General features: G+C 42.8%; 11 protein-coding genes. 7 read left to right on the top strand and 4 right to left on the bottom strand.

Translation table 11 applies throughout. The annotated features are described in order from the left end of the window. Nucleotides 1-168: 168 nt before the first annotated feature. The 5 genes from UYK_RS0115675 (at nucleotide 169) to UYK_RS0115650 (ending at nucleotide 9,727) form a co-directional block, all read left to right on the top strand. The gene (locus UYK_RS0115675) at nucleotides 169-741 is read left to right on the top strand and encodes a hypothetical protein (RefSeq protein ID WP_016871730.1); all 573 of its coding nucleotides are present in this window, start codon (nucleotides 169-171) and stop codon (nucleotides 739-741) included. 265 nt (nucleotides 742-1,006) lie between these two features. After that, nucleotides 1,007-2,269, top strand: coding sequence for an MFS transporter (locus tag UYK_RS0115670; protein ID WP_009454840.1), 1,263 nt, complete (start codon nucleotides 1,007-1,009; stop codon nucleotides 2,267-2,269). Nucleotides 2,270-2,510: 241 nt separating this feature from the next. Beyond that, the gene (gene ilvB / locus UYK_RS0115665) at nucleotides 2,511-4,430 is read left to right on the top strand and encodes a biosynthetic-type acetolactate synthase large subunit (RefSeq protein WP_009454838.1); all 1,920 of its coding nucleotides are present in this window, start codon (nucleotides 2,511-2,513) and stop codon (nucleotides 4,428-4,430) included. A gap of 890 nt (nucleotides 4,431-5,320) precedes the next feature. Beyond that, nucleotides 5,321-7,849, top strand: a complete 2,529-nt coding sequence (locus tag UYK_RS0115655) for a mannose-1-phosphate guanyltransferase (RefSeq protein WP_009454836.1) — start codon at nucleotides 5,321-5,323, stop codon at nucleotides 7,847-7,849. Between the two features lie 486 nt (nucleotides 7,850-8,335). Next, nucleotides 8,336-9,727 (top strand): malic enzyme-like NAD(P)-binding protein, encoded by a 1,392-nt coding sequence (locus tag UYK_RS0115650; RefSeq protein WP_009454834.1) that lies wholly within the window; start codon nucleotides 8,336-8,338, stop codon nucleotides 9,725-9,727. 222 nt (nucleotides 9,728-9,949) lie between these two features. On the opposite strand, the gene UYK_RS26805 is transcribed toward UYK_RS0115650, so the two are convergent. From UYK_RS26805 to UYK_RS0115630, 4 genes are all read right to left on the bottom strand, one after another. Further along, nucleotides 9,950-10,117 (bottom strand): hypothetical protein, encoded by a 168-nt coding sequence (locus tag UYK_RS26805; protein ID WP_016871728.1) that lies wholly within the window; start codon nucleotides 10,115-10,117, stop codon nucleotides 9,950-9,952. A 48-nt stretch (nucleotides 10,118-10,165) separates the two neighbouring features. Further along, entirely contained in the window at nucleotides 10,166-10,912 is a 747-nt protein-coding gene (locus UYK_RS0115640) for a creatininase family protein (RefSeq protein ID WP_009454830.1), read from the bottom strand. A gap of 81 nt (nucleotides 10,913-10,993) precedes the next feature. Then, entirely contained in the window at nucleotides 10,994-11,266 is a 273-nt protein-coding gene (locus UYK_RS0115635) for a cupin domain-containing protein (RefSeq protein ID WP_009454828.1), read from the bottom strand. Between the two features lie 21 nt (nucleotides 11,267-11,287). Continuing rightward, nucleotides 11,288-11,647 carry a Mo-dependent nitrogenase C-terminal domain-containing protein gene (locus tag UYK_RS0115630; RefSeq protein WP_009454826.1) on the bottom strand — a complete coding sequence of 120 codons (360 nt, stop codon included), beginning with the start codon at nucleotides 11,645-11,647 and terminating at the stop codon, nucleotides 11,288-11,290. A gap of 673 nt (nucleotides 11,648-12,320) precedes the next feature. Here UYK_RS0115630 and UYK_RS0115625 point away from each other — a divergent pair. Together UYK_RS0115625 and UYK_RS26990 are read left to right on the top strand one after the other, a co-directional pair. Next, nucleotides 12,321-12,644 (top strand): hypothetical protein, encoded by a 324-nt coding sequence (locus tag UYK_RS0115625; protein ID WP_009454824.1) that lies wholly within the window; start codon nucleotides 12,321-12,323, stop codon nucleotides 12,642-12,644. A gap of 142 nt (nucleotides 12,645-12,786) precedes the next feature. Then, the gene (locus tag UYK_RS26990; RefSeq protein WP_071588128.1) at nucleotides 12,787-12,966 is read left to right on the top strand and encodes a hypothetical protein; all 180 of its coding nucleotides are present in this window, start codon (nucleotides 12,787-12,789) and stop codon (nucleotides 12,964-12,966) included. Nucleotides 12,967-13,201: the final 235 nt, after the last annotated feature.

Here is a 13,201-nt window from a genome sequence, read left to right as displayed (position 1 = left end):
CCCTCTCCTTGGTAAGGAGAGGGGTGGCGTAGCCGGGGTGAGGTAACTTTGAAATCAGAGGACTAGGTGCTTTAACCTTTACCTATTGGCACTTAAGTAATTATTGTGATATCTACAACATTCAAATTCATAAATAATTATAATTGCAAAAGCTGTAATTAAATTCATATGACTATAATTGTTTGCCCAGGAATACATGAAAAAGAACTAACCGACAAATTTGTCATGGCTTGGAAAGACTCAGTGATTAATAGTGTGCAATCTGCAAGCTCAATAAATATACTTATTTGTCCAGTAGAACTTTATTCTGCACTATCTGGGTTTCAGATTTTACAGTTTTTACATCAGAACTTAGGAGAGAGGCTAGAATCGCCAGTTATATTCGTTTGTTTTAGTGCTGGTGTAGTTGGAGCGATCGCAGCCGCATCTTCCTGGCAACTACTAGGGGGTAAAGTCAAGGCTTTTATTGCTATAGATGGATGGGGAGTACCGTTGTGGGGAAATTTTCCTATCCATAGAATGAGCCATGATTACTTCACTCACTGGAGTTCTAAAATACTCGGCAGTGGTGAAAATAATTTTTATGCAGATCCCGCAGTTGATCACCTTGAAATGTGGCGATCGCCCCAAAAGGTTCAGGGTTGGTGGGTAGACTCATCTGTTGGAGAATCACTATCTCAGCAAAGTTTAACTGCGGCGGAATTTTTGCATAGACTATTGGTGCAGTATGAGGAAAATTAATCCGGCAAATATAAGTATTAATCAGGAGTGAGAATTGAAGACAGTAAATCAGGGCAATAGGGGATCAGGGATCGGGGATCGGAGAAGGGGGGCTAGGATAGATTTTTATCTAATTCTCAATTCTCGATTCCTAACACCAGGTGATGCCACATGCTACAAGAGTGGAAACCCCAAGGGCGCAGTGGCTCCTCCGTGGCGAACGTAGAGACCCTGAGTTTCCCGATTCCCAATTCCCAATTCCCTATTCCCTATTCCCTAACTACTGATGTTTCCAACTGAACCTGCTGCTGTAAATAAAGGATTTGGCGTCCTGCTAAGAAACCGTGGCTTTATGCTGCTGTGGATTGGGCAGTTATTGTCCCAACTTGCGGATAAAATTTTCTTTGTTTTAATGATTGCCCTACTAGAAAACTATCCGCCTCCTGCGGGTTTAACAGAAAATTCCATGTACTCAGCTTTAATGGTGGTATTTACAGTCCCAGCAATTTTGTTTGGTTCTGCTGGAGGTGTGTTTGTTGACCGCTTTCCCAAAAAGCTGATTATGGTTGGATCAGATGTAGTACGCGGTCTTTTGACACTGTTAATACCGTTTTTGCCACGACAGTTTTTGATTCTACTAATACTGACTTTTGCAATCTCCAGTGTGACACAGTTTTTTGCACCCGCAGAACAAGCAGTCATTCCGCTATTGGTGAGGCGAGAAAACTTAATGGCAGCCAATGCTCTGTTTAGCAGCACGATGATGGGTGCTTTAATTGTGGGATTTGCGATCGGCGAACCGAGCTTGAGTTGGGCAAAACATTCACTTGGTCCCGAGTATGGTCAAGAATTGGTAGTGGCGGTATTATACCTGTCTTCTGCTGGGATGATGCAGCCAATTAACTTTAAAGACAACAGAACTATTGGCGATCAAGAAGTCGCAATCCACCCTTGGGCAGACTTCAAACAAGGCTTGCGCTATCTTAAGAGAAATCGCTTGGTGTTAAATGCCATGCTGCAACTAGTGACTTTGTATTGCGTATTTGCAGCCCTAGTAGTATTGGCAATTCAATTAGCAGCAGAATTTGGCTTAAAAGAGAAACAATTTGGCTTTTTCTTGGCAGCAGCAGGTGTGGGGATGGTAATAGGAGCAGCAATTTTGGGTCATTGGGGGGATAAATTTCATCACAAACCCTTACCCTTGATTGGGTTCTTAATGATGGCGGTGGTTTTAGGGACGTTCACTTTTGTCCACAAACTGTCATTGGCCTTAGTACTTTGTGCTGTTTTGGGAATAGGTGCAGCCCTGATTGGTGTGCCAATGCAAACTTTAATTCAACAACAAACCCCACCTTCAATGCTTGGTAAAGTCTTCGGTTTTCAAAATCATGCCATTAATATAGCTCTTTCTGCACCCCTAGCAATCACTGGTCCAATCACTGATGCTTTAGGCTTGCGAACCGTGCTAGTGGCGATGAGTGTGATAGTCGCTGTTATTGGTGTTTGGGCTTGGCAAAATACTCGTAAAGTTCTGCAAGACGTGATATAGGGAATTGGGAAACGGGGATCGGGGACAACAAAAGGGGAAACGGAGGACAAGGGAGAGTTTATCCCAATGCCCAATTCCAAATCATCCCTGTTGCTCCTAATCCCCTCCAGGGATCGGTGAGTTCCCCATCTCATGTCAGGGATAAATGATAATTTCAATAAACTATGAGAGTTTTAAATTAAAATGAGAATTTAACTACAGAAATTCAGCATTATTTTATTTATATAGGTGAGGTTCGACTGTGCGTTCACGAAGTGTCTCCGTAGGAGAATCGCGTCCCCAAATTATTGCCCCACAAACCGAGAATCAAGCCCAGTCTAGTGTATCTCCATCGCCAGTCGTAACGCCCAGACGTGCATCTGGTGGTTTTGCACTGCTTGACAGTCTAAAACGCCACGGTGTCGAATATATTTTTGGTTATCCTGGTGGTGCGATTCTACCAATTTATGATGATCTATACAAAGCGGAAGCTAGTGGTGATGGCATCAAGCACATCCTAGTTAGACATGAACAAGGTGCAGCCCATGCAGCTGATGGTTACGCCCGCGCTACAGGTAAGGTAGGGGTGTGCTTTGGTACATCAGGCCCAGGGGCAACTAACTTGGTGACTGGAATTGCCACTGCTTATATGGACTCGATCCCGATGGTCATTGTCACAGGACAAGTACCCCGCCATGCGATCGGTACAGATGCATTTCAGGAAACTGATATTTACGGTATTACACTGCCAATTGTGAAGCACTCTTACGTAGTGCGCAACCCCAAAGATATGGCGCGGATTGTGGCTGAAGCATTCCACATTGCCGCAACAGGGCGACCAGGGCCTGTTTTAATTGATGTTCCCAAGGATGTGGCTTTTGAAGAGTTTGACTATATACCTGTGGAACCGGGTTCAGTGAAGTTACCCGGATATCGCCCTACAGTGAAGGGAAATCCCCGCCAGATCCATGCGGCAATTCAACTGATTCGTGAAAGTCGGCGTCCTCTGTTGTATGTTGGTGGAGGGGCGATCGCTTCTGGTGCCTACGCTGAAATTCAAGAATTGGCTGAGTTATTCCAAATCCCTGTCACCACAACTTTGATGGGTTTGGGTGCTTTTGATGAGCATCATCCCTTATCTTTGGCTATGTTGGGAATGCACGGCACTGCTTATGCAAACTTTGCAGTGACCGATTGTGATTTACTCATCTGTGTAGGTGCCAGATTTGATGACCGCGTTACTGGCAAACTCGATGAATTTGCTTCCCGCGCTAAGGTAATTCATATCGACATCGACCCCGCAGAAGTTGGCAAAAATCGTGTTCCCGACGTCCCTATCGTTGGCGATGTTAAGAACGTATTGCAAGACATTTTACGCCGATGTGAAGAACTGGGCATCCAAGGTACACCCAACCAAACCCAAGAGTGGTTGAGATTAATCAATCGCTGGAAAGAAGAGTATCCTTTGGTTGTACCGCACTATGCCGATAGTATATCACCGCAAGAAGTAATTGTAGAGATCGCTCGTCAAGCACCTCATGCGATTTACACCACAGATGTGGGTCAACATCAAATGTGGGCAGCTCAATTTCTCAAAACAGGCCCCAGGCGTTGGATTTCTAGCGGCGGTTTGGGAACAATGGGTTTTGGCTTGCCGGCGGCTATGGGTGCTAAAGTTGCTTTTCCGGAGCAAGAAGTCATCTGTATTAGTGGTGATGCCAGTTTCCAGATGTGTTTACAAGAGCTTGGTACTCTTGCACAGTATGGCATAAATGTCAAGACCGTGATTGTGAATAATGGCTGGCAGGGAATGGTGCGCCAGTGGCAACAAGCTTTCCACGGTGAGCGCTACTCCTGTTCCAACATGGAAGTGGGGATGCCAGATATTGAATTACTAGCAAAAGCTTATGGCATCAAAGGCATAGTAGTTAACAATCAGGACGAATTGACAGATGCGATCGCCCAAATGCTAGCTCATAACGGCCCGGTGATTGTTGATGTTCACGTTACCAAAGACGAAAACTGTTACCCAATGGTAGCTCCTGGCAAGAGCAACGCTCAGATGATCGGTTTGCCTAAGCAAGCACCGAAAACTGATGTCAAACCTGTTTATTGCAGTAATTGTGGTGCGAAAAACCTTCCCAGTAACAATTTCTGTCCAGAGTGCGGAACGAAATTGTAACAAAGCTTTGTAGTAAGCACTTTATTGCTTAAGTGAGCGCTAAAGCGCTCACTACAAACATCACAAAGCTAATTAACTTTGTTACAAAATTTTATCTAAATTTATAGAATTTAAATCTCTTACTCAAACTAGCAATATTGGTGCTGTTAAGTAAAGCAAATAACCATCCGATATGGTGGTCAAAATCATGCAAAAATGCATAATCTATCTGCCCTTGAGTGCCTTTCTAAAGTTTTGTCGATAGGACTTATTTGTGATCAACAAAACAGGCCACAACAAAGAAAATATTAGGCGATTAGTTGTACTGCGAGTGAAATTTGTACTCCCATATCCGCTCCAGAACTTCCAAGCAAAACCTGCATAAGTTACTATCAATACAACAGTAATTAATCCACCCATTGCAATTTGCTCCACAATCGAAATAGAGAATTTGAGTTCAGCATTTGCGCGCGATCGCGAAATTTGATCATTTACACCAATCAAATATAACTAAACACCGTAGTTAAACACTCAAGTCGTAAGATAAATCCTCATTACTCCAGTTTAGATTAGCTTCCCCCTTAGTATCCAGTTACAATTCAGCAAGCTATTTATAGCTTGGTCGAAATCAGGTTGTGGGTATAAAGGTGTAGGGTTGTAAGGTAAGGAAATTATTTGTGTGTTTTCCGAATTTTTTCTTCATCTTTCATCCTTCACTCTTCCCCTTCAGCCTCCTTGATTTTGTATCAACAAACAAGCTAGTGTGACGAGTAGACGTGCTTATGTCTCACTAGATGCATCTATTGGAAGTTCCTCAAACTTCGATATCCGTAGGACACTTAAGAAAGCAGACAAAACGAATCTGATTTGTCTTGACGCAGCAAGTGGTGCATACAGTTTAAGGAGGATTTATGAGAGCAGTACTGATGGCAGGGGGTTCGGGAACGCGGCTTCGTCCACTTACTTGTGACCTGCCTAAACCGATGGTACCCATCTTAAATCGACCAATTGCCGAACACATTATTAATCTTCTCAAACGACATGGCATTACAGAAGTAGTTGCCACACTGCATTATTTACCTGATGCTTTGCGAGATTATTTTCAAGATGGCAGCGATTTTGGTGTACAAATTACTTACTCTGTAGAAGAAGACCAGCCTTTGGGTACTGCTGGGTGTGTAAAAAACATTGCGGAACTTCTAGATGAAACTTTTTTAGTAATTAGCGGTGATAGTATCACAGATTTTGACTTAACAGCAGCAATTGAATTTCACAAACAAAAGAAATCAAAAGCAACTTTGATTTTGACTCGTGTTCCGAATCCAATTGAATTTGGAGTGGTAATTACCGATGAAAACGATCGCATTTGCCGATTTTTAGAAAAACCCTCTACAAGTGAAATTTTTTCCGATACCGTAAATACCGGCGCTTACATTTTAGAACCAGAAGTTTTGGAATACTTACCTGCCAATACTGAATCAGACTTTTCCAAAGATTTGTTTCCTCTGTTGTTGGCAAAAGGTGAGCCAATGTATGGTTACATCGCCAAAGGTTATTGGTGTGATGTTGGCCACTTAGATGCCTATCGTGAAGCTCAGTATCATGCATTAGAGCGGAAAGTTAAGCTTGATTTCCCCTACAAAGAAGAATCTCCGGGTGTATGGATTGGTCAAAATACTTACATAGATCCAACAGCGAAAATTGAACCCCCTGTGGTGATTGGCGATAATTGCCGTATAGGAGCCAGGGTACACATAGAACCAGGAACTGTAATTGGAGACAAAGTTACTATTGGAGCGGATGCAAATCTCAAGCGCCCAATAGTGTGGAACGGCGCTATCATCGGTGAGGAAGCACAGCTATCAGCTTGTGTAATTTCTCGTGGTACTCGTGTAGATCGTCGCGCCCATGTTTTGGAAGCTGCTGTAGTTGGTTCTTTGTCTACGGTGGGAGAAGAAGCTCAAATTAGTCCTGGTGTGAGAGTTTGGCCGAGTAAGAAAATTGATTCAGGAGCAATTTTAAATATTAACCTGATTTGGGGAAATACTGCTCAGCGTAACTTGTTTGGGCAACGGGGTGTACAAGGATTGGCAAATATCGACATTACCCCGGAATTCGCCGTCAAATTAGGTGCTGCTTACGGTTCCACCTTAAAACCCGGTTCGCGAGTCACAGTTTCCCGTGACCAACGTAATATCTCCCGCATGGTCACACGGTCATTAATTGCGGGTTTGATGTCTGTAGGTATTAATATTCAAAACCTAGACGCAACTGCTATCCCCATCGCTCGTACAGTGATACCTAGAATGGGAGTAGCTGGTGGTATCCACGTCCGCGTACATCCCGATCGCCCAGACTACATCCTGATTGAATTTATGGACGCCAAGGGCATTAATATTTCCAAAGCCCAAGAAAAGAAAATAGAAGGGGCTTACTTTAAAGAAGATATGCGGCGATCGCTAATTCATGAAATTGGTGATGTTGCTTATCCCAGTCAAGTAGCTGACGAATACTGCACAGCCTTCGAGAAGCTATTACACATAGATACACTCCGTAACAGCCGAGCCAAAGTAGTCATAGACTATGTTTACGCTGTATCTGGGGCGGTGTTGCCCCAAATGTTAGATAAGTTTGGGGCAGATGCAGTAGTATTGAATGCTAGTTTGAATAAGACTGCGATGTCTGCTACTGACAGGGAAACATTATTAACACAACTCGGTCACGTAGTGGAAGCGTTAAAAGCAAACTTTGGCGTCCAGGTTTCAGCAAATGGTGAACAGTTGATTCTAGTTGATGAATCGGGTATACCTATTCGTGGGGAAATGTTAACAGCACTGATGGTAGACATGATGTTAACTTCTTGTCCCAGAGGCACGGTAGTTGTACCAGTACATGCATCTAGTGCGGTAGAACAAATAGCCCGCCGTCACGACGGTAAGGTGATTCGTACCAAAGCTAACCCCACAGCCTTGATGGAAGCAAGCTACAAAAATGCAAATGTCGTTTTGGGAGGTAGTGCAGACACCGGCTTTATCTTCCCTCAACTGCATCCGGGTTTTGATGCTATGTTCTGCATTGCCAAATTAATTGAGATGTTAACAATCCAAGAGCGATCGCTAGCTTCAGTGCGAGCAGAATTACCACGAGTCATACACAAATCCCATGTTATCCGTTGTCCTTGGACAGCTAAAGGGGCATTAATGCGTCACTTAGTCGAAACCCATCCAGCCCAAAACCTGGAATTAATTGATGGAGTGAAAATTTGTCAGCAATATGATGACAGTTGGGTGTTAGTGTTACCAGATGCGAGCGAGCCACTGGTACATTTATATGCCAATAGCAATGATCGTGATTGGGTAGATGAAACCTTAAGGAATTACCGCGCCCGTGTCCAGGCGTTTGTGGAAAGAGAACAAGAGCAAGTTGTCGCTGAGGTGTGAAGAAAATTAGGAACTAGAACAAAGGTAGGACAAGTCCCGATCAAAAAAGTTCACTAGCTTTGCCATGAAAAACCTTACCCCCTCCCCCTCTTTTTCCTAAGAACAGGGGTGGCGTAGCCGGGGTGGGGTTACTTTCAAATTAGAGGGGAAGAATTTGTTTTTCCTTTGCCTTTGACAAACAATCACGAAGAGTGAAAAATGTGTTCCATCAGTCCTCGCATCATTACAGTGACTGGACTTGCCTCTACAAATGCATCAAACACGGGAGATAGCATCGGTCGTTAAGCACTGTTCTAGGTTTACCTTCTTACAAAAACCACATAACGTGCTATTTGTCAATATTGAGAGGGCTGGTTCTTAAACCAAGACACCAAGTAACATCGTTAGAGTAAAATTGCTAAGTTGTTGAGCGTACTAAATTTTCTGATTTGAGATTTTTAGAGCTAAATTCAATTTAAAATCTAAACTCTCTCACCCAAATTGATAATGACAGATCTTACCCCTAATTCTAGTTTTAGTTTGACACTACGTCTGGAGATTCCCAACCGGATTGGCATGTTAGCTAGCGTTACCCAGGCGATCGCTACCACTGGTGGTAATCTTGGTCAAATTGATTTAATCGAACAAACTAGAGCTGTTTCGATTCGTGATCTCACCGTTGATGCTGCTAGTACTGAACACGCCGAAGCAATTGTACAAGCTGTTAAGGCTTTACCAAATATTAAATTACTGAATGTTTATGACCGTACCTTTAATCTGCATCGGGGCGGCAAAATTAGTATTACCAGTAGAATTAGCCTCAAAAGTGTGTCTGACTTGGCAATGGCTTATACGCCGGGAGTCGGACGTATTTGTACAGCGATCGCTCAAGACCCAGAAGAAGTTTACAAATTAACTATTAAACAAAATACTGTAGCAATTGTGACTGATGGTAGTGCAGTTTTGGGTTTAGGAAATCTTGGACCAGGGGCTGCTTTGCCTGTAATGGAAGGTAAAGCGATGCTTTTCAAAGAATTTGCTGGCATCAATGCTTTCCCCATCTGTTTGGCTACCCAGGATACCGATGAAATTGTCCGTACTGTGAAAAATATTGCCCCTGTATTTGGTGGGGTAAATTTAGAAGATATTGCTGCACCTCGCTGCTTTGAAATAGAAGAAAGACTACGGCGAGAGTTAGATATCCCCGTTTTTCATGATGATCAACATGGTACAGCGATCGTCACCTTGGCAGCGCTGATTAATTCTCTCAAGTTGGTGCATAAGTCAATGGAACAAATTCGCATCGTGATTAACGGTGCTGGGGCTGCGGGAATTGCGATCGCTCGTTTATTGCAAAAAGCCGGGGCAGATAAAATTTGGATGTGCGACTCTAAAGGTATTCTTTCCACTAGCCGGACTGACTTAACACAAGAAAAACGGGAATTTGCAGTCAAAGCACAGGGTACTCTCGCAGGTGCAATGCAAGCAGCAGATGTGTTTATTGGTGTTAGCGGACCGGGAGTCCTGACACCAGAAATGGTGCGTTCGATGGCGAAAGATCCAATTGTGTTTGCAATGGCCAATCCCATTCCGGAAATTCAACCAGAATTAGTCAGTAATGAAGTTGCGGTGATGGCAACTGGACGTAGTGACTACCCTAATCAGATTAATAATGTGTTGGCTTTTCCGGGGGTATTTCGCGGTGCATTAGATTGTCGAGCCCAGACCATTACCACTTCTATGTATTTAGAAGCAGCAAGTGCGATCGCTTCTTTGGTCAAACCATCTGATTTGGATCGCGAACATATCATTCCTTCTGTGTTTGATGAGCGCGTCGCTACTACTGTTGCGGCGGCGGTGCAACGGGCTGCACGTCAGGATGGTATTGCTCGTAGTTAGGAGTTCAGGGACTGGGGACTAGTTCGGTGCAACCAGCTATCAGCCAGCCTGCATCGCTAGCCTCCATTAATTTTGACTAACGCTTCATATCATGTCCGTTTGAAGACTTATGATATCTGTGAAGGCCGGTAATTGGTAATTGGTAATGGGTAATGGCAAAAATCAATGCCCAATGCCCAACTGCATCAGAATAATATCGTAAGTAATTAGCCGGACTTGATATCACTTCATAGTAAGAATCTTTTGGGCATAGCGAAAAGCTGATCTTGGCTGAGTCCAAAATTTCCAGTCCTCCTCTGCTTCTAAAGGAACTGGCGAATGAATTCTGTAGTTTGCGATCGCATAAAGGAGACCACGAGTGAGCTGAGATAACCTCTGCGGCTCAATCATCTTGATCCCCTTGACTCAAACATAGGTGTTTTTGGAGTTCCCTGATAATCATTCTGCGCTCAAAAACTCCAAATACCCATGACTCAGTTCTTTCACCGCCAATTCATAAAACTGCTGGCCGTGTTCGGGTGTTGCTAAAGCAGGGTTTGATCCCATCCTGCCATCTGGGTAATGCTGACGAAAATCTTTGGCACCGTAAATTCTGTGTCCTTTCCCAACTTCTGGAGAAAGGGGTGCTTGCTTGATTGCTTCTGGATAGACAAATTGAGTTACAGCCACTTCACTTGGCGTTGCATGGGAACCTTCTTGATCCCCGTATAATTCTTTTGCTAGCTTAAACACTGAACTGCACATAAACCAGTTAGCAACTTGACATCGCACATTTTGAGCATTGGAAATCTGCAAATCTTCTAAATGGGCGTAAGTTTCTGAGAAAGCTGCTTTCAGGGTGGCGATGTTACCACCGTGTCCGTTGATAAAGTAAAACTTGCTAAAACCTGCTTTCGCTAAACAGGTGATGTAATCTCGCACTACTTGGATCATTGTGCTGGGACGCAGACTGATTGTGCCGGGAAAAGCTGTATGATGCAGTGCCATGCCAACATTGATTGTAGGCGCAACTATGGCTTGGGTTGCTTCACCGACACCGCGAGCGATCGCTTCTGCACAAATCGCATCTGTACCAATTAATCCTGTTGGTCCGTGTTGTTCTGTTGAACCAATCGGGAGAATTATCCCCTGAGATTTTTGCAGATAAGCTTCGACTTCTTGCCAAGTACTTAGATGCAGCAACATTTTGGTTGTTTGTTGTTAGTTGGTTGTTGTTGGTTATTCTAACCACTGTACGGGTGCAAGACCTTGCACCTCTACTAACCACTAACCAAAACAATAGTGCTTCTTCACATCGCTTCTAATTTCCCATGTACAGGACATACCAGCGGGAAAGGTAACTAAATCACCTTTGCCCATTTGCACTGGTTGTCCGCCCCTGGGAGTGACAACAACATCACCTTCTAAAAAGTAGCAGATTTCTTGGGTATCATAAGTCCAAGGGAATTTTGAGGCTGCTTTGTGCCAAATATCCCAATTGGATACACCCAATTCCTCAAGGCGTTTTTGACTGGGTTGACGCTCAATCTGAATTTCCATACTCTGTATGCTTAAATATTTTTAACAGTAGGATTGAATATCTTCTCCACACTGATCTACTAAATAACACAAAGCACGAAAACGCAAGCCAACAAATTGGTCATAAAGCGGGTTTAACTTACACATGGGCGGAATGTGGGCAACCTTGCGACCAAATAAAATAATATCCCGCTCAAAAGGACATTGGGCAGGGATCAATTTAGCAATAAATTTTGCCAATTTTTGATTTTGAATATCTAAGGAATCAAGCCATTGACGTAATGGTAGCAGTAAATCAGATTGAGTTCTGTTGAATGGATTTTTTATTTGTGATTGATGATTGTCTTTGGCGGGATTAACAAAAGCTGAGAAAATAATATTTTGATTGCTAGTTTCAAACATAATAATTTCCCCTCCAATTCATGGATTATTTACTGTGATTATCTATTTATATTGACGCTGATTAAGTCATTAAGAACTGTTCAGCTAAATACAAAATAACAAAAAAATTCTTAGGCGTGTACTGTTGCAATTATTAATTTCTAATTTCCGATATATATAATACCTATCTCGAATTTAAATTAATTACCTACTAATACACAGTACCCAGAGATGTAATTTTCCAGGAAAAATCGTGGTTTTACTCTTTCTATGGCTAGATTTCAGTAGGCATATGTTTGATATGGACAGAATTTTAGAGTATCTGCTCTCAGAGAGTATGTAACCGAAGTTACAAAAGTTTATGATAAAAATATCTGAAAGTAATAATTACGCATATTAATATTATTAAGCGATTATTAAAAAGAGGCTGCCGAATATAAAACTTTGAATAAATCTTCCTAACTGATGAACTGAGCACACCAAGTTGTATATGCAAAAGGAACAGAGAATTAAAGTAGCTGTATTGTCTACTTCCTGGGTTTTCACCCTTTGCAGCTTCATGATTACTCATCAATAGGTAATAGTTGCGATCGCTCACAACAAAAAAGCATAAATTATGTTATTTGTACTTTTCTGCAAACTTTAAAGTCGAGCCTGTATCTACTAAGGTACAGTTTGACTGGAAAAGTAGCGTATGCAGCCATTGACCGCTGGAGCGATCGCGTTAGTACCGTATTTGAGTGGTAAACTCTTTGACTGGGGCATAGTACTTACGTGCTGTCATCTTGTTTACTTAGTCACTATCGTGCTATTGAATTCCCAAATACCAGAAGAGTTAGAGTGGTTCAAATCAGTACTACTTGACCCTCAAGGCGAGTGTCTTTATCTGATTCGTCCAGATGGGTATATCGGTCATCGTACCCAACCTGCTGATGTCTTCAAGCTTTGGACATATCTGCAAAAATTCAATCTCTTTCAATCAGTAGATGAAATGTATTCCCCATCTTTGAGCAAATGAGCAAGAAAAGCGATCGCACCTGTCTGTGATTTTCTATTTCTTGGATTTATGGAGAAAGCAAATCTTGAAAAAGTTTCTTTATCCATCCCCAAGAAGTCATTCATTACCTTGCTGTTCACTTTTAGTTTTCCTTAATACAGTCATGAAAACAAAATTGATTTTTCTAGCTTCAGTAGTTGGACTGAACATCCTTGTAGCAGCGTGTGAACCTGCTCCGGAGACCCAAACTACTCCCGCACCAGCAGTTCCACAGGGTGAGACTCCACCACCAGCTACTACTCCAGTACCAGGTGAGACTCCACCACCAGCTACTACTCCTTGACACATCTCTATTTAGCTTCATGAACGCGTCAATTGAATATGGCGCCCCTATAGAGGATAACCGACAGAAAAATGTTTGCCATTTTACCCAGACGAAAAATATCGAAACATGATTCTGTCGGGGATTTTCTTTACCAAACGTCCGATTCTCTATTATGGCAAAGTTTGGTGATCACGCATCCCACGAACAGTTCAAGCCTAGCAGTCCCCAATCCCAAGTTAAAGAAATATTCTGG

Source organism: Fischerella thermalis PCC 7521 (genome assembly GCF_000317225.1).
In the GTDB taxonomy this organism is placed as follows: domain Bacteria; phylum Cyanobacteriota; class Cyanobacteriia; order Cyanobacteriales; family Nostocaceae; genus Fischerella; species Fischerella thermalis.
The sequence above is the reverse complement of the archived record's forward strand: the minus strand, read 5'-3'. Positions and strand labels throughout refer to the sequence as shown.